At 37.5% G+C, this 22,579-nt stretch carries 19 protein-coding genes; 7 read left to right on the top strand and 12 right to left on the bottom strand.

Features of this window, described 5'->3' with window-relative positions; translation table 11 throughout:
• Window positions 1-6: 6 nt before the first annotated feature.
• Both D0T08_RS07025 and D0T08_RS07020 read right to left on the bottom strand, forming a co-directional pair.
• Window positions 7-615: an RNA polymerase sigma factor gene (locus D0T08_RS07025; protein WP_409012905.1), complete on the bottom strand. Its 609-nt coding sequence runs from the start codon at window positions 613-615 to the stop codon at window positions 7-9.
• Between the two features lie 91 nt (window positions 616-706).
• The gene (locus tag D0T08_RS07020) at window positions 707-1,333 is read right to left on the bottom strand and encodes a hypothetical protein (protein ID WP_147322725.1); all 627 of its coding nucleotides are present in this window, start codon (window positions 1,331-1,333) and stop codon (window positions 707-709) included.
• A 328-nt stretch (window positions 1,334-1,661) separates the two neighbouring features.
• Here D0T08_RS07020 and D0T08_RS07015 point away from each other — a divergent pair, with 328 nt between their 5' ends.
• Window positions 1,662-2,384, top strand: coding sequence for a GNAT family N-acetyltransferase (locus D0T08_RS07015; protein WP_116981886.1), 723 nt, complete (start codon window positions 1,662-1,664; stop codon window positions 2,382-2,384).
• An 83-nt stretch (window positions 2,385-2,467) separates the two neighbouring features.
• Here the strand turns inward: D0T08_RS07015 and D0T08_RS07010 are convergent, their stop codons facing one another.
• The gene (locus tag D0T08_RS07010; RefSeq protein WP_116981885.1) at window positions 2,468-5,533 is read right to left on the bottom strand and encodes a 3-coathanger stack domain-containing protein; all 3,066 of its coding nucleotides are present in this window, start codon (window positions 5,531-5,533) and stop codon (window positions 2,468-2,470) included.
• 527 nt (window positions 5,534-6,060) lie between these two features.
• On the opposite strand from D0T08_RS07010, the gene pssA reads away from it, so the two are divergent.
• The 5 genes from pssA (at window position 6,061) to glyA (ending at window position 10,411) form a co-directional block, all read left to right on the top strand.
• Window positions 6,061-6,813 (top strand): CDP-diacylglycerol--serine O-phosphatidyltransferase, encoded by a 753-nt coding sequence (gene pssA, locus D0T08_RS07005; RefSeq protein WP_116981884.1) that lies wholly within the window; start codon window positions 6,061-6,063, stop codon window positions 6,811-6,813.
• Between the two features lie 45 nt (window positions 6,814-6,858).
• On the top strand, window positions 6,859-7,110 hold the full coding sequence (gene purS / locus D0T08_RS07000; RefSeq protein ID WP_116982030.1) for a phosphoribosylformylglycinamidine synthase subunit PurS: 252 nt from the start codon (window positions 6,859-6,861) through the stop codon (window positions 7,108-7,110).
• A 24-nt stretch (window positions 7,111-7,134) separates the two neighbouring features.
• The gene (locus D0T08_RS06995) at window positions 7,135-7,635 is read left to right on the top strand and encodes a hypothetical protein (RefSeq protein ID WP_116981883.1); all 501 of its coding nucleotides are present in this window, start codon (window positions 7,135-7,137) and stop codon (window positions 7,633-7,635) included.
• A gap of 100 nt (window positions 7,636-7,735) precedes the next feature.
• Window positions 7,736-8,959, top strand: coding sequence for a hypothetical protein (locus D0T08_RS06990; RefSeq protein WP_116981882.1), 1,224 nt, complete (start codon window positions 7,736-7,738; stop codon window positions 8,957-8,959).
• A 159-nt stretch (window positions 8,960-9,118) separates the two neighbouring features.
• On the top strand, window positions 9,119-10,411 hold the full coding sequence (gene glyA / locus D0T08_RS06985; RefSeq protein WP_116981881.1) for a serine hydroxymethyltransferase: 1,293 nt from the start codon (window positions 9,119-9,121) through the stop codon (window positions 10,409-10,411).
• Between the two features lie 266 nt (window positions 10,412-10,677).
• On the opposite strand, the gene D0T08_RS06980 is transcribed toward glyA, so the two are convergent.
• The 9 genes from D0T08_RS06980 to sucD all read right to left on the bottom strand — a co-directional run bounded on the left by D0T08_RS06980 (window position 10,678) and on the right by sucD (window position 20,808).
• Window positions 10,678-11,031, bottom strand: coding sequence for a hypothetical protein (locus D0T08_RS06980; RefSeq protein WP_147322724.1), 354 nt, complete (start codon window positions 11,029-11,031; stop codon window positions 10,678-10,680).
• Between the two features lie 356 nt (window positions 11,032-11,387).
• Window positions 11,388-12,290 (bottom strand): gliding motility protein GldN, encoded by a 903-nt coding sequence (gene gldN / locus D0T08_RS06975; RefSeq protein ID WP_116981879.1) that lies wholly within the window; start codon window positions 12,288-12,290, stop codon window positions 11,388-11,390.
• Window positions 12,291-12,313: 23 nt separating this feature from the next.
• The gene (gene gldM / locus D0T08_RS06970; RefSeq protein ID WP_116981878.1) at window positions 12,314-13,912 is read right to left on the bottom strand and encodes a gliding motility protein GldM; all 1,599 of its coding nucleotides are present in this window, start codon (window positions 13,910-13,912) and stop codon (window positions 12,314-12,316) included.
• A 102-nt stretch (window positions 13,913-14,014) separates the two neighbouring features.
• The gene (gene gldL, locus D0T08_RS06965; protein ID WP_116981877.1) at window positions 14,015-14,827 is read right to left on the bottom strand and encodes a gliding motility protein GldL; all 813 of its coding nucleotides are present in this window, start codon (window positions 14,825-14,827) and stop codon (window positions 14,015-14,017) included.
• Between the two features lie 304 nt (window positions 14,828-15,131).
• Window positions 15,132-16,214, bottom strand: a complete 1,083-nt coding sequence (locus D0T08_RS06960) for an SUMF1/EgtB/PvdO family nonheme iron enzyme (protein WP_229238912.1) — start codon at window positions 16,212-16,214, stop codon at window positions 15,132-15,134.
• Window positions 16,215-16,752: 538 nt separating this feature from the next.
• Window positions 16,753-17,703 carry a type IX secretion system membrane protein PorP/SprF gene (locus D0T08_RS06955; RefSeq protein WP_116981875.1) on the bottom strand — a complete coding sequence of 317 codons (951 nt, stop codon included), beginning with the start codon at window positions 17,701-17,703 and terminating at the stop codon, window positions 16,753-16,755.
• A 109-nt stretch (window positions 17,704-17,812) separates the two neighbouring features.
• Window positions 17,813-18,601 carry a uroporphyrinogen-III synthase gene (locus D0T08_RS06950; RefSeq protein ID WP_116981874.1) on the bottom strand — a complete coding sequence of 263 codons (789 nt, stop codon included), beginning with the start codon at window positions 18,599-18,601 and terminating at the stop codon, window positions 17,813-17,815.
• An 89-nt stretch (window positions 18,602-18,690) separates the two neighbouring features.
• A complete protein-coding gene (locus D0T08_RS06945) occupies window positions 18,691-19,845 on the bottom strand; it encodes a DUF4271 domain-containing protein (RefSeq protein WP_116981873.1) in 1,155 nt (384 codons plus the stop codon).
• 87 nt (window positions 19,846-19,932) lie between these two features.
• A complete protein-coding gene (gene sucD, locus D0T08_RS06940; RefSeq protein ID WP_116981872.1) occupies window positions 19,933-20,808 on the bottom strand; it encodes a succinate--CoA ligase subunit alpha in 876 nt (291 codons plus the stop codon).
• 580 nt (window positions 20,809-21,388) lie between these two features.
• Between sucD and murB the strand changes: the two genes are divergently transcribed.
• Window positions 21,389-22,405, top strand: coding sequence for a UDP-N-acetylmuramate dehydrogenase (murB, locus tag D0T08_RS06935; protein ID WP_116981871.1), 1,017 nt, complete (start codon window positions 21,389-21,391; stop codon window positions 22,403-22,405).
• Window positions 22,406-22,579 lie beyond the last annotated feature (174 nt).

Below are 22,579 nucleotides of genomic sequence, written 5' to 3'. Positions count from 1 at the left end.
GTTTAGTTAAAACATTTGTCTATTTATTATCTCTAATAGCCTTTTCTTGGCTCGCATATATTGTGTTCGAGAGGTTGTCTCGCTAATGTTCAATATATTCCCGATTTCTTCGTGGTCGTATCCCTCAAATAAATACAAGGAAAGTACTACCCTAAAACCCTCGGGCAATTGTTCCATTGCCCTGCGTATGCGTTCTACCTCTAACCTGGTATTATCTTCGTGATAGGGGTCAGCTTCGGCATAATCAGCTATATCATATTCATCTCCACCAATATTATATTCATCAATATTTATCAGTTCTACTTTTCTTGACCTTAGGTGATTGATGGCTTTATTGACTACAATCTGTTTTAACCATACACCAAAAGTAGCTTGCTGACGAAAATCTCCGATTTTGGCAAAGGCATCGATGAATGAATCCTGCAATACATCTTCTGCTTCCCCACCATGATTCAGTATCCGCATACAGACGTTGAACATAGCCTTTGAGTAATGCTTGTACAGCTCGTACTGCGCTTTACTCTCGCCACGCTTACATTGCTCGACCAGGTCGGCATGCTTGTTAATGAATACTGTATTTGTCAGAGGGTTATACTGTTTTATGGTTTCAAACAAAAGATGCTTAAAAAAACAGAACGTTGCATGATTGCTGCAAGACTTTCATAAATCTTACATAAACCGTTGATAATGAGCAGAATAAAAAAAACTAAAAAAAGTAAGTAACCGATAATAAACTTAAAATAACACCTAAAGAAAGACCCGCCCAGACTTGTTTGGGTGTATGCGCATTAAGTTGTAAACGAGCGCCAACAAGATAGCCCGCTATTACCATTGAACATAAAAGAGGAATAAAAAGCCCACCCTCTCCAAACTTCACCAGAATACCTGCTAAAGCCCCTACTACCCCCCCGATACCAGCTGCATGGGCACTAATCTGCCACCAGAAACTAATAATAGCTACACAAAGAATGACAAGCGTAATGCTCCAGAGTATATAAGCGCAGGCAAAAAGACTTGAGTTTTTGGTATATAAAAAATACCCAAGAACGCCATAGATAACAGCTGTCATCAGATAAGGTATCCGGCGCTCCCGAAGATTCTCCATTTTCAGACTGCTGATAACACCCCAACGTTTAAGCAGATATACCATATAAGCTGGTATAGCAAAAGTATAGATAAACACAAAGCCCAGCACTATCCATTTAAAAGTCATATCCATGCCCTCGACGCCTATAGGAATAGGGGCCATAAAAAACAGAATCAGAAACAACAAAGTTGGCATTAATAAGGGGTGTAATGTACCAGATAAAAAAGTGGCTAATCGCGTATTCAAAGGATATTCGTTTTTTTCTCAAAGTTATCAGATTTTTTGTAATGCACGAACTAAAACCTGAAGTGTATCGTTATTGATTGGCAAGTAAAAATATTGGGCTTATATTTTGGATATAAATTTTAAACCTAACATCTTTGTACTTGTCTAACAATACATGAACATTCGTCTTCCCATAACGCCCGTTCGATTTGTCAGGTCCGAAAGGACTCGACTGTAACCGTTTTGCCTGCGCGGTAAAACATCCCCTTCATTTTATTTTTCTCTTTATTTCATTTTTAACAATTTTAGGATACAGCGTCTCCATTTGTGGAAAGCCCAATAAATGACGATGAATAACACAGAAATAATTTCCGACGACCAATATATTGTAGAGATAGCTAACGAAAAGCACTACAGCTTAGCCGAAACGATTTGTGACGAGATGGCAGAAAGTGCTAAAGCCCGTGGTACAGGGATTGCTAAACGTTCTCCTGATTATTTACGTGAGAAGATGCGCGAAGGTAAGGCTATCATTGCCCTGACAAAAACAGGCAAGTGGGTAGGATTCTGCTATGTTGAAACCTGGGAACATGGTAAGTTTGTAGCAAATTCAGGCTTGATTGTGAGCCCGGACTTCCGGAAGAGTGGTATTGCTACCCGCATTAAACAAAAAGCGTTTGAGCTTTCTCGTTCAAAATATCCTGATGCTAAAATCATAGGTCTGACTACAAGCCTGGCCGTCATGAAAATCAATTCTGACCTGGGTTACGAACCAACTACTTTTAGTGAGTTACCTGCCGATGATGCATTCTGGAAAGGTTGCTCGAGTTGTGTTAATTATGATATTCTGACACGTACTAACCGTAAGCACTGCTTATGTACAGGTATGTTGTTTGACCCTGTTGAAGCGAAGAAAAAAGAGGATGCAGGCAAACAGGACGATAACTGGGATTTTCTGAAAGAGTTGCCTCTCTATGAACGTTGGATGAGTTTCAAACAAAGAATCTTATTACGACGTGAAGAACGTAGAAAAAAAAAATTGGCAGCCGCAAAGGAATTAGTGGAATTATAGATACTATTAATGGTATTATAGAATAAACTGGAGCCTCGTTTTGTGAACGAGGCTTTTTTTTGCTAAACCAGCTTATTTAAATTTCATTTAGGAAGGTAGCCTATCCATTCTTTCTCTCCTACACGCATTTTCAGGATATATCTATCTTGAGATTCATCAATAATCCAAGCTATATTTTGTTCCCTATGATTATTTTTCTCTGATTCATACGCCTGTCGTAGCTCAGTGTTGGCAGAGTCATTCAAAAATTGCAGGATACTCGGCTTAGTATTTCCTTTGGCAGAAAAATTCTTAAAAACAGGCCCCTCTATAGTTGAATTGGATGTGGCTTCCACGTTAATGCAACCACTCATTATTGCCGTAAATCGGGAACCCGATTGGGTTTCAAAACCAGGATTTAATGTAATATACTTGTTGGCATTATAACTCGCCTTTATATTGGCATTAATCTTATTACTGCCCACAATGTATTTATCTACTTTAAAATCGGTGTCCTGACTGATTGAATTGGTAAGCGTCATTGATTCAGGACAATCAAAATCCAATACCCACAGTTCGCTTCCGTGTGTTCCGTCATCAGCCGCAAAATAGAGTTTATTGTTATGATAGAAATACTCTTTAATATTCATATCATAATTATTACTTTCTTTATCCCTTATAATCTTCATCAGATTTGTACCGGCTGTTGTACCATCAGAACCCCAGATTTCAATCCTTGAAGTATTAGAGACTATATTAAACACTAAAAGACGATTATTAATATTCACTAACTGAATATTCTGTGAATTCCGCGTAGTATTATCTCCCACTTGCTTCACCTTTACTGGAGCTGAAATCCCATCAGTAGACCATAGATAATAGAAGTATACTGAAGGTTGAGTGAATTCATAGGTTAAAAAGTGCAATTTATTCTTAAATACTACTGGTACATTGGAGCTTGAAGTACTGCTGAATAACTGAGTGTTAGCACTTGAGCCATCAGACCTGTACAGACCAAAAGCAGTGCCGTTGTAGGCAGTAAAAAAGAGCTGGTTATTAAAAACCACAAGCCTGTCAATACCAGAACCTTCCGTACCCGGAATAATATCTTTCACCAATACAGTACCCGCTTCTGTACCATCTGTTTTCCATAATTCCCGGCCATAAATTGGGCCTTCATAAACGAACATAAGCTTCCCATTGACCTCATAAAATTTTGATCGGATGCTACCTGAAGGAAAGCTTTTGACTAAAACCGTCCCCACTTCTGTACCATCACTTTTCCATATTTTGGTAGAATTGTCTGTTGTGAAATATAGTAGCCCCCCTGAAATCAAAAAATTAGCCGGGCCTCCGTTCCAGACTGTATAAACCTCTTTCACTTTACTGACTGTATTACCATCAGTTACAAAAAGCGCATATTTTGCAATATTATTGTCATAACCCTTATAAAAAATCAGATTGTTAAACCTTATAAATTCCGGATTTTCAGGATTTAATAAATTATGAGAATAATAAGGTGTAGGCGGCATAGTCTGGCTGAATTTCACCAACTGAGCACCAATGGATGAAATAATTACATCATTATAATTAATCATGCCAGCAATTAAAGACGAGTAATTTACGTCCCAACCAACGCCGGCATTATAATCCATTAACAACTGTGTACTGGCGGCGGTGCCGTCTGTTTTCCAGATTTCACGACCATATTTTACGTCATCAGCAGAGAAATAAACATTATTATTCAGCGCTACAAACTGTGCAGGGTTAGACGAAGCTATGGTTTTATTGATATTCTTAACCGGCAATGTACCCGCACTCGTGCCATTGGATTTCCATAACTCAAAGCCATTGACAGAATCATAGCCCGTAAAGTAATAGGTGTCTCCAACAACTGCAAGTTGATTACTAACAGAACCGGTAGAAAAATTTGGATTCAGCGTATTCATATTCACAGTTCCTGCGGTTGTTCCATCACTCACCCAATGTTGGGTAATATTCTCAAATGGCGAATTAATAAAATATGAGAATACCATGTATATTTTTGAAGCTGCGGGAAGAATTCTTACCATTATACCACCGTTACTATATAACGAAGAAGCCAGTATCGTTTTAATTTTCTCAGTACCTTCAGTAGAACCATTACTTTTCCATAATTCGAACTCGCCCGCATAAGTTTGCCTGATGAAATACATCAGGTTATTCATTTTCACAATGCCTCCGGATATCATTACATTAGTACTTACCAATGTGATTGTATTTCCATCGGTTTTATACAATCGATTACTATTTGCAGAGAAATACAGGTAATCATCATAATCTTTCATGTTACGTGGATAATAAAATCCATTACCCTCAATTACGTCTGCCACGATAACTGTACCTGCTTCAGTTCCATCGGTTTTCCATATTTTCGGGTTAAAATTTGAGCCGGGTCCGATAAAAAAAATAGTATTCCCGGCTTTTACAAATGAATAGACATAGCTTGAACCTGAGCCGGCTATTATATCTTTTAAAATTTTAGTGCCTCCTGCCGTTCCGTCTGTAACCCAGGGTTCATTGCCGGAAGTATCATTTGAAAAACTAAAGTAAATTTTATTGCCACCATTTAAAAAACTACTTTCGGTAAAAGAATGCGTGCCTGTATGAATATCGGTTACTTTGGTTGTATTAATAGCTGTTCCATCGGTTTTCCATAGTTCTAATCTATTGGCAGAAGTATTACTGACAAATACATAAAGCCACCCATTCATCACACTTGCTTTTAAAATTTTACTATTATCGAAAGTTTTCAGAATATTAATGCCATTGCCTTCAGTTACATATAAATTCGGACTTGGCAGATCTTTATAATAAACTTTTCCCTTAAACAAAGCCAGAAGCTGAAAAGAAGCAGGTTGATTTAGCTGATTCCCATTTGTGATTCTTTTTGTATTAGCAGAGGTACCATCAGTAAACCAGATATTTTTATATGTTAAATACTGACTGTAGAAAGCGGAATCTTGGGCTGTGAAAAACAGGGTATCTCCTTTTACGAGGTAATTAATATTTGTTTCTTCACCACTGATATTCGAACTTGCATCAGAAGAAGCAATGTCTTTTAAAAGTTTTTGAGAATACGAATTGAATGAATTAATTAGTAGAAATAATAGTAGAAGTTGCTTGTACATACTTAGTTTTTTTAGTCAGAATTTATTAGAACAATATTCAGGTTATGAATGCAAATTACGGCAAAATATTGATTGAACCCCTTTAGTAAAAGAAATTCTTTTTAAGCGAAAAGTAAAGAAGTAGTTAAAATCTTATGAAATACACCACCAAATATCGTAATTTTCAGCACTTAAATATTTACTGCCTAAGCACCAACGTATGAAACTTTTTACTGTTCCTAATTTTATGAACTTTGTTTAAAGATGAAAATCTTTGAATTAGCTATTAGCTTAATATTAATTATTTTTTCCGGGAGTCTGATTCTTTTGGGAATTATGTCATTTTTTCAGCGAGATGTTTCAAAAAAGCATCTTAGCAATGAAGGCTATCTGTTTTTTGGCCTGATTCTACTAACTATCTTCCTTTCAAGCGTTTTTGTCATCTACAAACGTCTTCGTTAAAAATAATAATTTCTCATGACCTGACATATTCTTACAGGAATATCGTAATTTTCAGCGCTTAATCTTAACTTCCCAAACACCACTATATGAAATTGTTTACTGTTCCTAATCTCATGACCCTTGGCAATCTGCTATGTGGATGTTTTGGGATTGTTTTTGTTTTTCAGGGCGAACTTACCTATGCTGCCTATCTGATCTTTATAGCAGGTATTCTTGATTTTCTGGATGGTTTTGTGGCTCGTCTGCTCAAACAACACTCTGCTATTGGCAAAGAATTAGATTCATTGGCTGATATGGTTACTTTTGGGGTTCTACCAGCCTTTATTGTTGCCCGGCTCATTAGTGATACCATGCACAAAGATTCTATCTTTTCTGACTTTGTGTCTTCTTCTATTGTTTCACAGATTTCATTTCACCCGCTGTCCTATTTAGCTTTTATCCTGGCACTTTTTTCTGCTTTGCGTTTAGCCAAGTTTAATGTAGATACGCGCCAGTCAGATTCATTCATTGGTGTACCTACACCTGCCAATGCGTTTGTAGTAGCCTCTTTCCCTCTTATTCTGGAGTTTAATTCAAATTATGAGTTCCTTATTCATAATAATATATTTTTAATAGCATACACGCTGGTAATGAGCTACCTGCTGGTATCCGAAATTCCGCTGTTTGCTTTGAAGTTTAAAAATTTTTCGTGGGTTGATAATAAAATCAAGTACATATTTCTAATTCTTTCCGTAATTTTGTTGGTGGTTTTGCAATTCCTGGCCATTCCACTGGTTATATTCTTGTATATAATCTTATCTCTAATTAATAAATCAGCCCCTGTTCCCAAAGGGGAGTAAATGCTTAAACAAAATCCCCCTTATCGGGAATGGGGGTTGATACTTATGAAATTCCTCGCTTCGATTGACGTAATGCCTATCAAAGAAATCCTTGATCCTCAGGGAAAAGCCGTATTATTAGGTTTAAAAAACCTTGATATTCAGGGTTTTGGCGATTGCCGTATTGGCAAACATATTAATATGGAAATTGAGGCTGCCGATAAAGCTACTGCCGAAAGCATTGTAGAAGATGCCTGCAAAAAACTATTGGCAAACCTGATTATGGAAGAGTATACTTTTGAGTTAACAGCTATCTGATTCAAAAATTATTAATAAACCCTTATGCAGAATCCATTTGAGGAAAATACCGTACCTGTGCGGCCTACCTTCCTGACTATCTTGTGTGTGCTTACTTTTTTATGGAATGCCTATAAATTTTATGGGGCCATTCCAAACGTGTTTACACCTGAAAAAGTAGCAGCAAGTAAAGAACAGGCCAACGAGATGATGGTAGATATGATGTCGAAATACCTATCTGACAAAGAATTGGAACAGGTAGAAAAAAGCCAGGAGGAAACTGATAAGCTTTTCAGTGAGAAAAATCTGGTAACTGCGGGTGTAGTCACCCTTATTTCGGCCGCTTTATTGATTTTAGGTGGTATCTGGATGTGGGGATTGCAGAAAAAAGGATTCTATGTATATATTGCCGGAAATGTCATTGGGGTTTTGGCTCCTATTATTATTCTTGGAGGCACAATTGGCTGGTCGATAGGAATAGCGTCGCTGATTAGCTCAGCTCTTTTTACAGGCTTGTATGCTATGCACTTAAAATATTTCTCTTAAATGTTAAGCGTTTGTTAACGCTTGCAGAAACCAACTCATATTTGAGTTGGTTTTTTAATTTTATACGCTTTTAGTATTTTTGCTATATCGATCTTTTTCTATGAAAAAACTATTATTGCTACTCTTTTTTTATAGCTCTATTAGTTATGCACAAACAGATTTTACCCGAATCTACCACCCCATCATTAATGAGGCTGAATTAGCTATTGTTGATACCAATTATCATGAAGCACTGGCATTTTATAATGAAGCCTTTGCCAATGTAGAGAAACCATTCGCTAAAGATTATTATAATGCCGCCGTCTGTGCTACAATAATTGGAAAAATGCCCATAGCTTTTGATTTTTTAGAGAAAATAGTAGCCAAAGGGTATCTGGTTGAAAATTTCAGGAAAGATTTCTTCTTCAAAAATGTAGCTGATACCTGCAAACAATGGGCAAGCTTTGAAAAACAAGCTAAACTCATAAAACCTCAGATAAACATCCAATTGCGGGATTCCCTGCAGAAGATGTATCATTCAATGGTAAGCTCACCCATTACTCCGCTTACACCTGAATTAAGGACTTTCGTTAAAGAGCATGCCAAAGAGCAGAAATGGATGCCCGTCGATAGTCTGGTTTTTATAGAAAGCATGCCTAAAAATTTAAAGCAGCAAATAGATAGTCTCCGAAAATTAAATGGGATAAAGGGTTCTGGAATCATACGAAATAATATGCTGATAGCCCATAAAATGCTGGAAGTACATGGTTTTCTCGATGAAAATATACTTGGCCTTAACAGCATCTTTCAAAACAATCCGCAAGCCCCACCTTTTCAAAGAAATACCTCTTCTGCCTCATCTTACCTATATGAAAACACAATTATTAGTGATATACTTATTGCAAGTTCTTTTCAACAAAGTGTAGACAAGATAGATGTTTCAACGATAGTAAAGCAGGCCATCCGGGAGGGAAAAGCACATCCGGCTATTATTAAGTCATTAATAGGCTACTCTACTGAAGAGCCTTGTACAATGGGCCGGGTATTAGTTATTCAGGTAAGGCTGGAAGATAATATAAACTGCCCCAATAATAATTGGGAAGATAAGAAAGAAAGATTCTATTGGAAAAAAGAGAAATCTGCTACACTAACTGAAATAGAGATTAATGAAAGAAGACAAAATCTTGGTCTTGAAAGGCTAGATGATGCTTATCGGAAAGCCTTTTTCAAATCCCGCCCTACACCCTTTCTTATATATGGAGGCAGCTACCAGGCCGAGTTAGCGTATATACCTAACTGCGAATTGATTGATAAAATGATTAAGGGAGCTGTTGTGCTTCGATAGAGAGCTTGCTCGAAATAGCATTTTTTCAAGAAAAAATCTACTTTTTAGAATTTTGTCAAAAGATTATTTGGTTCAGAATTCCTGTTCTTCTAACATTCCATTAAATTTGTGCTTACTCTTATCATTCGTACTTCTTAAATCGTACATCAAACAATCAATATGTCTGTACAAACAACACTCTATCGTGATACCGAAATCTTCGATCTAATCACGAAAGAAAACAATCGCCAATTACATGGTATTGAACTGATTGCTTCTGAAAACTTCGTTTCGCCACAAGTAATGGAAGCTGCAGGTAGTGTACTTACCAATAAATATGCTGAAGGACTTCCAGGCAAGCGTTATTATGGAGGCTGTGAGGTAGTTGACCAGATTGAGCAAATAGCTATTGACCGCCTGAAAGCTTTATTTAACCTTACCTGGGCTAACGTACAACCACATTCAGGAGCGCAGGCTAATATGGCTGTTTTTCTGGCATGTTTACAACCTGGCGATAAAATTTTAGGATTTAATCTTTCGCATGGTGGACACCTTTCGCATGGTTCACCTGTAAATATCTCTGGTAAATATTTTCAACCGTTTTTTTATGGTGTTGAGCAGGAAACAGGTTTGATTGATTGGAATAAAGTTGAAGAAACTGCCCATAGAGAAAAACCAAAATTGATTATCTGCGGTGCTTCCGCTTACTCTCGTGACTGGGATTACGTGCGTCTTCGCCAGATTGCCGATTCTATCGGTGCTATTCTTTTAGCAGATATTTCGCACCCAGCCGGCTTAATTGCTAAAGGTTTATTGAACGATCCTTTCGACCAATGTCATATTGTTACAACTACCACTCACAAAACCCTTCGTGGTACACGTGGTGGTGTCATCATGATGCGTAATGATTTCCAAAATCCTTTTGGAATTACCACACCAAAAGGTGAAGTAAGAATGATGTCTTCATTGTTAGATTCAGGTGTATTCCCAGGTACGCAAGGTGGCCCGTTAGAGCATATCATTGCTGCTAAAGCAATTGCTTTCGGTGAAGCTTTAACAGACAATTTCTATAACTACGCTGTACAAGTTCAAAAAAATGCCAGAGTAATGGCAACTGAATTTGTGAATCGCGGTTATAAAATCATTTCAGACGGTACAGACAACCATTTGATGTTGATTGACTTACGTCCGAAAGGATTAACAGGTAAAATCGCTGAAAACTCTTTAATACAAGCCGATATCACTGTAAACAAGAACATGGTACCATTTGATGATAAAACAGCCATGACAACCTCAGGAATGCGTGTAGGAACGGCAGCAATGACTTCTCGTGGGCTGGTTGAGAAAGATATGGTAAGAATTGTAGATTTGATTGACGATGTATTGATGAATCATGACAAAGCAGCAACTATTATGGCTGTTAAACAGGAAATCAATACCTGGATGCAGGATTACCCTTTGTTCCAGTTCTAAGATTAGATTATCATATGAATAAAGAACCTGTTTAAACTTATTTCTTTTGACTACGAATGTCTAATTTTTACTCATATTTCGTCTAATTCTTTCGTCCGCAGCTCTGCTACGCACTCAATAATTAGCCTCATCTGAGCAAAAATTAGCTCATTCTCGTCATTAAATAAAAAGTTTAAACAGGTTCAAAATAAGAAAAGCGTGGTTCAAAGAGCCACGCTTTTTGTCTAAACCTTAACTAAACCGTATGAAAATAAGAATCTTTATGTTTAACCAATTAAATGGTAATCAAAATCTTGTTTAATGGCAAAGTATTCGCAGTTACCTTTTTCAAAAGATTTCACCGCCATACTTCTACTTTTAAATAAATGCTCTGTGAACAAACTGATTATATAGTTTGCGCACATTTCTACAAACGACTCCTGATTAGTGTCTTCTTCCACTTTTGTTTCAGTACTAGCTATCAATGAATTTTGTAATGCTTGTGCCTCCACTAAAGCTACCGACTGGTTAGTAGCCTTATTTAAGGCGTGTTTTTGTCCATAACTATTATGTGGGAAACCCATAGCCATCGAATTGAGGCTGATTAGTATCGTTGCGAATATTAATAATAGCTTTTTCATAATTTTATTTTTGGAGAGCATTCATCTTTCTTAATTGACAATACAAAGATATATGTTTTAATTGGTATTATGCTATACATAGTACTATTATTTTTCTCTGTTTTGGATGAATGGACATATATCTGGATAAACGGTTGTTTTTATTTCTCAGATTATTACTCGTTTTTTACTTACACTTATTAGATGCAAAACCCTGACACAAAGTTGCACTATAAAAAATATTTTTTAGGCTAAAAAACGTTAAAGAGTGTTAAAATATCCGTGAACTGCCGGATTTCTGGTGTGAACTGTGCTGAGCAATAAAAAAGGGGAGAAGCATTTAAGCTCCTCCCCTTTCTGGTCGATTAAGATCACTCTTAATACTCCCACAAATTATGTTCGAACTCCATCAGCTTATGCTCTGCTTCTTCTGATTTAAGCATACCTTCACGAGCTGATTTGTAAATATCATCTAAGTCTCTGTCACCGGCATTTGATAATTTAGTAATTCTGCCGTGGAATAAGCGTAGTTCAAAAGCATCAGCTAAATTTTTGTGCTGTGCTATATTAGCTGCATTGTACCAGATACATTTTGGATTTGAACGAAAATAACGCTCTAAATCTTTGTATCTGAAATACGCTACCGGACGATCGAAACCTAAAGTAGTTTGTGCTGCCGGAATAACTATTCCTAAAGACTGAATATCGAAATACTGGCGAGAACGTTGTTTGTCAAAAATCCAATCTTCTTTCAGCTCAAGAGTTGTCAGCTGGCTTGGGAAATACTCAGTTGCACTACTGGCTATAGCTGTTGGTGTAGAAAAACCCGCACCTGTGCTATCAGCCGCATTAGTTTTTGTAGCACCGCCACCACCACCCCAGCCATCGTCTCCGCCGCCGGCTGTAGGAGTATCAGCAAAACCTGCATCTTTTTCTTCCTGCGATAATCCACCACCTTCTTCCTTGATTTGCAAACGTTCGCTAAATTGTTCTAAAGTCAATTTAGTAGTCAATGAATCATTGGTGTAAGCATCAAGCAATCCTGCTTTCACAGCATCCATCAAATGCTTAGTAATCTCGCTACCTTTGGCAAAAAGAGGTTGATTTTGTTTTTCTCTCAAATCAATCTTTCTCCAAATTGATGTTTTGTACATCACATTTGCATCATTAATCGGACGCACCGAAAGCGGATTCAAATGATTATTTGTTTTTTCCTGAGCTACTGCTAACTGGCTGGTTATTAGTGCAATACCCAAAGCCATGCCTTGTAATTTTCTCATTAGCTGAAATTTATAAATTATTTTTAATTCAAGGGTACTGTAACAATGACACTTCCTACGTCAACTGATTCAATTTCTCCTTTAAAGTTTCTACGTTCTACTCTTTTTACTTCAATTACATAACGGTCTCCTGCTTGTGCTTGTTGCGCAAGGCTGGAAATATTTGCAGAACTGCTTCCCGATACACCATTCACTTTCTTACTACCGCGGGCAAGGTTCACTTCGAACTCAGCTACACGATAGTTTGCGTCTTTCGGATTGGTAGTTTTAAAGTTGTCGTCAGCAGCAGCTACTGCTACGATACCTCTTAAACCTGCGGCAGATTCACCCCTTTTCTCATCCAGTCTTTTACCTCCTTGTGTAGTGAAATACACTGTAGGCTTAGGCACACGACGAACTTTGAATGGGAAATCTTTTAGTTTATATCCACCATTTGTGACACTCAAAACTACATTGGCAGAGTTAGGTACAACGGTTACTTTTCCGCCACCACCCTGAATAAACTCAGCACCAGAACCGCCAAAAGAAGGTGAATACAAAGCACCCAAACCAGGCGATGAAGTTTGGAGTTCGTTAGCACATTTGAAATATAACGCTGGTAATGAAGCAGACTCTAACTGTACAGAAGGTTGAAGTACAGTATAAGATTCTTCTTTAGTAACTGTTTTTAAGCTACCATCAGGAGCAGGATAAGAAACACTTGCAGTATACGAACGTTTCAATTGCCCGTTTTTATCAAATTCACCACCTGATGCTGTCAATTCATAGACACCTTTACCGTCTTTTACAGGAACAGAAGTACCATTGATACTGATACGAGGTGTAATAGATTTTGAATAAGCACCAATGGCTATTTCTGCATGGTATTTTTGACCCGCTACTACTGCACGGGCATCAGGAATTACCACTGCAAAGATCTCATCAAATTTAATTTCTTTAATCCCTACCTGAGTCGCCAGATATTCCAACACCTGGCTTTCTAAGCGACGAGCTTCCGATTGTTTCTGGCTTAGTACTGCCAAAGCTGCCGGAACAGGTGTTTGGGCAAAATATAATTCAGAAAAATCCTTATTTCTTGTCGATGCATCCGTTTTAGACAATGCCGGGTCTTGTGAAGCATCAATCGCTAATTCAGAGAATTTAGTATTAGGTGCAGCGAATTTTTGAAGAGCTATACTAAAATCATTCAGTTTTTTCTTCAATTCGTATCCTTTACCATTTTTATTAGCACCAACCATCAGAATAGCTACTTTTTCTTCTTCGGAAGGGTTTTTCACACCCCCTGTTACAGGGTCGATTCCGCCACCTGCGTTGATTACTTCCTGCTTTAAACCGGCAATATAACCGTCTATTTCAGCAGTCATTTTTCTTACTTCATTTGCCTGACGCAATACATCCGCATATTTGGCAGCAGTTGCATCCTTCTCGATTTTATCTTTAATTGCTTGTACTGATTTACCGTTTGTTTCGTTTGCTGCTGAATTTGATCTTTCTATGCTATTATTTAATAGCTGAAATTTCTGTAAAATAGCATTACTTATCTGGAGTGCCAACATTGCCGTCAGAACCAGATACATCATGTTGATCATCTTCTGACGTGGTGACTCTTTTCCGCCTGCCATATATATAGTAGTATTATACGGTTAGTAAAAATTTTAATTTAGGTTGTTTTATATCTCTCAATAATAGTTCCAAAACTTTATGAGAGAAAAACAGATAACTAATTAGTTACCTCTCATAGCTGATAACATACTGCCGTAAACGTTATTCAACGAGCTAAGGTTATTAGTCAATTTAGACATTTCTGACTTAAATTGTTGTGTTTCCTTAGAGGCTTCAGCCATATCCTGCATTGCAGTAGTTAAGTTGCTATAGAAAGCGTTCATTGCTTTCAGGTGCTTGTTAGTATCTTGTAATTCTAACTCGTATACAGCATTTAACGCACCCATGTTTTGCGTAATTTTACCAAATTGCGCTCTGTATTCCTGTGCATCTTTAGTCGCATCTGCCATGCTATTCATCGCTGTTACAGCTGTACCATACGCACTGTTCATCGCAGTTACCTGATTTGATGCAGTTTTTACATTTTTAGCATATTCGCTGGTTGCTACAGTAGCATCGCTCAAATCTGACATTTTAGCTACCTGACCAGTTAAGCTTTGGATACCTGATTTAAGGTTATCAAAAATATCCGGGCTGATTTTAGCATTTGCCAACATATCGTCCATTTTCGCTGTTAAGCCTGCACCTTGGGTTGGCGCGATATTTCTTTTTACAGGTTCGCCTGTATAATCATCAGCTAGTTCAGGGTAAGCTCTTTCCCATTGATAATCTACCGGAGGGAAAAGGAATGACTGGATTGCGTATAGGATAAAGATTACTGCTTCAGTTGCTAATCCGATGGGAAGCATAAATGCAAGGGCCTCATAGTGCATGATTTTACCCATCGCACCCAAGATTACAACCGCCGCACCCAATGCATAAATTGTTGGTATGAATCTATCCCAAAAGAAGTTTGTACTTTTCTTTGCTGCCATTTGTTTAAATAAATTAAGAGTTTTATTATAAGATCTATAAAAAGGTTATTAAGACACGAAATAAAGAATTTGTTGTTCTAATTAAAAATTAAAGCAACAAATTTATTTTATGGATTATAACGGTAGAATTTGTCTGAAATTTTATCGATCAGTGATTTTAAATAATCTAACCGCTATGACGAATATTCTATTGGGTAAAAACTATCAGCTAACAAGCTTCTATCTAAAAGAATTGCGAAATATGAAGGATAGCATTCTTAAACGAACACTTGCTCTTCATACTTCGCAATGCATAGATTCCATATTATTCTCTTCCCGGAACGCTTCCTAAACGGTCCATTACACAACGGAAACCGATATATGAGCGACGTTCGTTACGATATTCGTAAGTATTGGTACCTGTTTCCAAGAAGTATGCTACGTCTTTCCACGAGCCACCTTTAATTACTTTTCGTGGTTCATTTTCGTCATTATATACAGGGTTCAAGTCCCAGGTAACAGGCATATAAGATTCTGCATAAGCATCTTCGCACCATTCAGCTACGTTGCCTGCCATGTTGTATAAACCATAATCATTCGGATTAAAGGCATTTGAAGGAGCCGTGTAAGGATAACCATCCGCACGGTAGTTACCACGGTATGGTTTGAAGTTGGCAAGGAAACAACCTTTGCCATTGGCTACGTAAGGGTTACCCCAAGGATATTTAGCACCCTCTTTTCCACCACGTGCTGCCCACTCCCATTCAGCTTCTGAAGGTAAACGATAACGTGGAGAACGGAAAGATTTGTGTTCTGTTAAGTAAGTATTATATAATTGTGAACGCCATTTGCAGAAATATTTAGCGGCATCCCAGCTTACACCTACTACAGGGTACATATCGAATGCAGGAGACGAGTAATAATACTCTGTCATCTGGTCGCCGTTATGATAAGTAAAATCTTTTGTCCAAACAGATGTATCAGGATACAACTGAGACATGATAAATTCTTCGCCAAGTACCGAAACCGAGTCTTCAACCATACGATCTACAAACTGACGATACTCATGATTAGTAATCTCTGTGTCGTCCATGTAGAAAGGCACAATCGTTACTCTTTTGTTCATTGAAACACGCGCCGACATTACATCTTCATCTGCTTGTCCCATCATTAAAGACCCCGAGGGAATCAGAACCATACCATCAGGAGATACCTGCTTGTAACCTTTACGAGCAAAAGCATTAATTTGCCCATTGCGGATACCGTCAGCTCCAGCTACTTTACTACTACCTTCTTTTCCTTTCTTTCCACCAAATAAACCACCAAGTGGGCTCTTACCAGAACCACAACCTTGCATTATAATAATTGGGGCAACGATTAACAGACTTTTAAATACGGTCTTAAGCATTTGCTTGTTCATAGCGTAAAACAAGTTAATAATCTATATTTTGGGGTACTTACTCTATTTGTTGTAAAAACGAGGCTTATGAAAACATTATTGTATTAATAGACAAAGTTATGAAAAAAATTGGATTTTTTGGGTAGCACTCCACTTCTATAGCAATTATTAAGCCAAAAGACGCCAATTTAATCAAATATTGAACCGATTCGGGTAATTTTACAAGCCTGTATTGAAAATTAATCAATCACTCAAGAAAAGAGAAGACGTGTCTCATTTTATTATTAAACGGCATATATTGTGCCAAAATGATAATCTGAGAGTTGCGGAATAAGAAGACAAATTTATTCTTATTCACCAATAGCGTTTTTTCCTGATTAAACTTTAAAATTTTTCCTTACCAAAAATATTTACTCTTTATTCTCAATTAGGCAACTAAGTTACAATAATTGTCTAAAAAACAGTTAAAATTTATCATTAAAAAATTAAGAGTCATTTAACCTTAATTTTTAAAAAATCCCTCTATCGCCCTGATTATCAAATCATATCAGTATCTGTATCTTGGTGTGCGGATAATTGATTTTTTACCTGCACGTGGCGGCGATAAGGCATAGCTAAGCATTACTTCATGAGTAGTAGCACTCTTTGCCTGTGCTCCACCAACGATTACGTCTATAGCATAGCCGACTCTTAGGCTTCCGTTTAAAATATTAGCTCCTAAAAGGGCTGTCACGGCATCGCCCACACGATAGCTAGCCCCTAAATAATAGGTATTGTCATAGGTAGCAATTGCACCCGCTGAGAAGCTCGTAATACTCATATTACTTAGATTTGAGCTTAAGATGAACATCGGGCTTACATCAATCATATACGATACTCCAAATAACATAGTTCCTGTGAGATACGCACTACGGTCTAGCACGTTAGTTGCACCTGTAGAGGCAAGCGAAAATTTAGGTTCATTGAGGTGATTGACTGATAAACCTATTGAATAACTTGGATTATAGAAATAAGCCCCTGCTCCTAAATCAAGCGATGATTGGCTTATTACTCCTGTACCCAGAAGTGGGTCATTTTCATCTCTTGGGCGCAGACGTCCATAATCTATCCCTCTGGTATAAAGTCCACCGTTTACACCTATCGCCAACTGGCTTCCTCCTACCGGAATATGATAAGCATAAGATAGTTTTAAATCTCTCTGGATACTCGACCCTATTTTATCGTTTACGAATGTAAGCCCTACCCCACTTTTAATCATTCTTAAGGGCATATTTGCAGATATTACCTGTGATACCGGAGCACCTCCATCATCGAACGTACTTTGATAGCCTGTATATTGTGTTCTGTAGAGAGCCTGAAAGCGCGTAACATTCTCTGAACCAGCAGTAGCCGGATTGAAGAATAACTGATTAAAGTAATAATGACTGAATTGCGTATCTTGTTGAGCTGAAGCAGTAAAAAATGTCAAAGACAATATTACAATGTAAAATTTTTTCATAGTAGGCCAGGGGTCTTCTGTTTTTCCTTGAGCAATATAAGCAAAAATACTATTTGTAATATTATAACGAAAAAAATTAGGCTAAACTTGTGGTTTAGCCTAATAAATTCTATGAAAGATGATTTGCTTTTTTGATGTAGAGTTCCAGCGCTCCGGTCATGGATGGAGCATTGGGCAGTGGCGCTTCTATATCGAGGATATAACCTGCATCACGAATGGCTTTGGCAGTTGTTGGGCCAAAGGCTGCCAATCGGGTATTGTTCTGCTGCCAGTTCGGAAAATTGGAGTCCAGAGACGTAATTCCTGATGGACTATAGAAACAAATAATATCGTAGAAAACTTCTGTCAGATCAGATAAATCAGCAGGTACAGTTTCATACATAATAGCTTCTGTTAAATGAAGATCATTGCGATTCATGAGATTCGGAATCTCGTTGCTTCTAATGTTTGAGCACGGAAACAGGAACTTTTCGCTTTTGTGTTTCAGAATCAGGGCTTCTAAGTCAGCAGCTGTTTTTTGTCCTACAAAGATTTTACGTTTTCTGATAACTATATATTTCTGTAGATAATTAGCCGTTTGCTCCGAAATACAGAAATACTTCATATCAATCGGTATTTCGATGCGTAATTCTTTGGCTATTCTGAAAAAATTGTCTACCGCATTCCGGCTAGTCAGGATAATAGCTGTATGGGCTAAAATATCCACTTTCTGGCGACGAAAATCGCGATGGTCCAGGCCTTTGACCTCAATAAAAGGGCGAAAGTCTACTTTGAGGTTGTATTTCTTGGCTAATTCAAAGTAGGGAGACTTTTCGTCAGTTGGTCTGGCCTGTGTTACTAAAATGCTCTCAACTTTACGGAGGCGTTCTTGAAGAAGTTTATCTGTCATTTCACTCATCCAAATTGCGGGGTTTCAAGTACAGAGTTTATTTCTGATATTAATTTTCAACAATAATTTAGCTATTTCGTCTATTATATTCCTAACAATTAAATAGCGAATCTGATTCCGAGTATAATAGGCAACAGTTCTACGATGCAAAGGTACGAAATTAAATAAAGACTTTGTATAGGTACACTTCTATTTATCGTAAAATACAGGATAAGGAACCTTATAAGGTAAAACAAAATAATTGGCGTAAAGAGATAGGCTGTCCAGTTAAAATCTACCGGGAAATATTCTAAAAACAAAACCAACAATGCCAGCACAAGAAAAGTATAGAAAATAATAGAGGATTGTATAATTTTGAAATAGTGTAAATCGACTACTTTTTCAAGGTTAAACAACTGCCCGATAAGGCTGATAAAGAAATATTTGAAAATGAGCGCCATAAATACGGCCAGGCATATCCTGAAATAGTTAGAGGCCAATACGCCCAGCGTTTCACCTTCTTGCAGAAATGTTCTCGCACCAAAAACATAAATCCCTTTACTCTGTAACAACATACAGAAGAAACTCATAATCATAGCCAACATCACAATAAACATAATATTCATCCGGCTCAATGGCTTATTGATAAGAAAAGATTGATCCCGGACTAATGTATTGAACAAATCACGCAGGTTATAATATCGTTCAAAGGCTCTTACATAAGAGTTTGATAAGTAAGTAAAGACGACAAGGATAAACATCGACACCAACACAAAATAGTTTTTGTAGGGAGTAGGTGTGCGGGGTTGAGCTTTAATGCTTGATTCGGCCAGAACAATCGGTTTTTGGTTCAATTGGCGTTTATGGCCTAAATACAGCTTTTTATCTTCGATATTTGGCGAACCATATAAAGTAATATAAATCTGCGGTTGCTCGTATACCTTATATAAACTATCAATATTCAATACAATCCACTGGTTGCTGGGAATCTTCTGGCGTAACGAGCCATTGATAAACAAGAAGTTGTCTTCTTTTTGGGCATGTACCAATAAGCTATAGCCACGGTTACTTTCGATATCACAGAATACGGTATGAGAGGGGTAATTGACGTGCTGCTCGGCAATATAAGGTACGTAGGCTTTCATGCGATCGCTATATACCTGCCAGTCGTCATGATAATCATGTACTAAGTAATACCCTCCGTTTGGCCCAACAGTTCCAGCAAACGAATGAAAGGAAATCAACAGGAAAAGTATATAAAGGCCTTTTTTCAATCTATTAAGCAGAATTTTTGCGCGAAATTAACAAAAAAAGGTCAGATTTTCACATCTGACCTTTATCATCTATATAAAATTTTTCAATTATGCTTTACCAAGGGCTTTTAGCATAGTAGCACCAATATCAGCCGGAGAAGCTACTACATGAATACCACACTCAGCCATGATTTTCATTTTGGCGGCGGCAGTATCATCAGCACCACCGATAATAGCTCCTGCATGACCCATACGACGACCTTTAGGGGCGGTCTGACCTGCAATGAAACCTACAACCGGTTTAGTACCATGTTCTTTAATCCAGTGAGCTGCTTCTGCTTCCATACCACCACCAATCTCACCAATCATTACAATACCTTCAGTTTCAGGGTCATTCATCAATAGTTCTACTGCTTCTTTGGTAGTAGTACCAATGATCGGGTCACCACCAATACCAATAGCTGTTGTTTGTCCTAAACCTGCTTTAGTCAACTGGTCAACCGCTTCATATGTAAGGGTACCTGATTTTGACACCACACCGATAGTTCCTTTTTTGAAGATAAAGCCTGGCATGATCCCTACTTTACATTCTTCTGCTGTGATAACACCCGGACAGTTAGGGCCAATTAAACGAACGTTCTTGCCTTGGATATAGGATTTTGCCACAACCATGTCTTTGGTAGGGATACCTTCAGTAATACAAACGATTACTTTGATACCTCCATCAGCCGCTTCCATAATAGCATCTGCTGCGAAAGCCGGTGGCACAAAAATAATTGAAACATCTGCTCCTGTTGCTAATACTGCTTGTTCAACCGTGTTGAATACCGGTCTGTCTAAGTGTTGCTGGCCACCTTTTCCAGGAGTTACGCCACCTACTACATTAGAACCGTATTCAATCATTTGTCCGGCATGGAAAGTTCCTTCAGAGCCAGTGAAACCTTGTACAATTATTTTAGAATTTTTATTGACTAGAACGCTCATTATATCATTGATTAGATGATTAGTAGAATTTTTTATACTCAAAATAAAGATAAACCTATGGTTTTCTCATTTTTACGTAAAAGTAGTTTGAAATGGGAAAAGTGCAAAAGTTTTTTTGTAGCAAAAACAAGCATTGCCAAGCAAGAAAGTGCAAACTCCTGATAATCAGCAGATTAAATAATAAAAATTATCTATTAAAAATAGAATACCCTTTGATTCTTTACAATTAGATAAAAATAGATAGGTGGCAGAAAAACAATAAAAGTTTATAGATAGGGTCAAATGATGCTTTGTAAAAACAAACACATTAAGAGTAAGCTTGAATAGATGATGCAAATATAGCATATTTCTCATAAAAAATATAAACGATGAAAGAGATTTTAAGAATTTTTTGGTCGATTAGCCCTTAAAAGAGAATAACTTTCTTACAATCAGGCCTTTACCAGGAGAAAAAAATTCAGTTTGAGTGGATAATTACACTTAAGCGAAGGGTTGCAAAAGTAATTTGGTTTATGCTTTGCTTTACTTGACTCAAAAAACACTAAATTTGCACCATCTTGAATTAACAATCCTCTTCTCAATGACGGTTCAGACCAACGTATCGCTTAAGCCTTATAATACATTCGGAATAGATGCCACTGCTAAATATTTTGTAGAGGTGTCTAATGTAGAGCAATTACAAGACATTCTGCAAAATCCAGAGTATCAGGGTATCGACCGTTTGATTTTAGGAGGTGGAAGCAATCTATTGTTGACTAAGGATTTTGATGGCATTGTAATAAAAATCGCCATCAAAGGCATTGAGAAATTTAAAGAAGACGAACAGAATATCTGGTTAAAAGTCGGTGCAGGAGAAGTATGGCATGATTTAGTAATGTATTGCGTCAATCATAATTATGCAGGTGTTGAAAATTTATCTTTAATACCCGGCACGGTTGGAGCTGCCCCTATGCAGAATATAGGTGCTTATGGCGTAGAGATAAAAGAAGTATTTGAAAGCCTTGAAGCCATTGAGATAAAAACCGGGAAAAGCAGAATCTTTACCAAAGAAGAATGTCAGTTTGGCTACCGCGAGAGTATTTTCAAACATGCGGTAAAAGGTGACTATGTGATTGTAACTGTCAATTTCAAACTCAATAAAACGCCTGTCTATCATGTAGAATATGGGGCTATTAAAGACACACTGGCCGAAAAGTGCGTAAATCAGTTAAGTATTAAAGCTATCAGCGAGGCTGTTATCAGTATCCGCCAAAGTAAATTGCCCAATCCTGCTGAGATTGGTAATGCAGGTAGTTTCTTCAAAAATCCTGAAATACCGAAGGCACAATTTGATTTGCTGAAAGAACAATTTCCTACGATTCCATCTTATCCAGTTAACGAGCTAATGGTAAAAGTACCAGCAGGTTGGCTGATTGAGCAAGCAGGCTGGAAAGGCCAACGCTTTGGCAATATTGGCGTGCATGCTAAGCAAGCTTTGGTACTGGTAAACTTTGGTGGTGGGCATGGTAATGAAATAAAAGAGCTCTCACAAAAAATTCAGGACTCTATCAAAGAGAAATTCGGCATTCAACTACATGCTGAGGTGAATTTTGTATAAGTCTTCCCAATTTTATTTTATTATCTATTTATAAGACCGCTAGCCTGTCGGTTTTAACCATTCGTCATTCCCACAAAAAATTTTTTATTTCTAAGCAACCCTCATTGTCGTTTTCTGCATCTTGTTTACGAAAAGCAACAAAAAAAGTCTTTTTAAAAACTCCGCGGCAGTTTT

This window comes from Emticicia sp. C21 (assembly GCF_003418935.1).
GTDB lineage: Bacteria > Bacteroidota > Bacteroidia > Cytophagales > Spirosomataceae > Emticicia.
Note: the sequence above shows the minus strand (reverse complement) of the source record. Positions and strands in the feature narration are given on the sequence as shown.

Coding starts and splice junctions, on each gene's coding strand:
- D0T08_RS07015 (WP_116981886.1), top strand. CDS start 1,662: ATGAATAACACAGAAATAATTTCCGACGACCAATATATTGTAGAGATA.
- D0T08_RS07010 (WP_116981885.1), bottom strand. CDS start 5,533: ATGTACAAGCAACTTCTACTATTATTTCTACTAATTAATTCATTCAAT.
- pssA (WP_116981884.1), top strand. CDS start 6,061: ATGAAATTGTTTACTGTTCCTAATCTCATGACCCTTGGCAATCTGCTA.
- purS (WP_116982030.1), top strand. CDS start 6,859: ATGAAATTCCTCGCTTCGATTGACGTAATGCCTATCAAAGAAATCCTT.
- D0T08_RS06995 (WP_116981883.1), top strand. CDS start 7,135: ATGCAGAATCCATTTGAGGAAAATACCGTACCTGTGCGGCCTACCTTC.
- D0T08_RS06990 (WP_116981882.1), top strand. CDS start 7,736: ATGAAAAAACTATTATTGCTACTCTTTTTTTATAGCTCTATTAGTTAT.
- glyA (WP_116981881.1), top strand. CDS start 9,119: ATGTCTGTACAAACAACACTCTATCGTGATACCGAAATCTTCGATCTA.
- D0T08_RS06980 (WP_147322724.1), bottom strand. CDS start 11,031: ATGAAAAAGCTATTATTAATATTCGCAACGATACTAATCAGCCTCAAT.
- gldN (WP_116981879.1), bottom strand. CDS start 12,290: ATGAGAAAATTACAAGGCATGGCTTTGGGTATTGCACTAATAACCAGC.
- gldM (WP_116981878.1), bottom strand. CDS start 13,912: ATGGCAGGCGGAAAAGAGTCACCACGTCAGAAGATGATCAACATGATG.
- gldL (WP_116981877.1), bottom strand. CDS start 14,827: ATGGCAGCAAAGAAAAGTACAAACTTCTTTTGGGATAGATTCATACCA.
- D0T08_RS06960 (WP_229238912.1), bottom strand. CDS start 16,214: ATGCTTAAGACCGTATTTAAAAGTCTGTTAATCGTTGCCCCAATTATT.
- D0T08_RS06955 (WP_116981875.1), bottom strand. CDS start 17,703: ATGAAAAAATTTTACATTGTAATATTGTCTTTGACATTTTTTACTGCT.
- D0T08_RS06950 (WP_116981874.1), bottom strand. CDS start 18,601: ATGAGTGAAATGACAGATAAACTTCTTCAAGAACGCCTCCGTAAAGTT.
- sucD (WP_116981872.1), bottom strand. CDS start 20,808: ATGAGCGTTCTAGTCAATAAAAATTCTAAAATAATTGTACAAGGTTTC.
- murB (WP_116981871.1), top strand. CDS start 21,389: ATGACGGTTCAGACCAACGTATCGCTTAAGCCTTATAATACATTCGGA.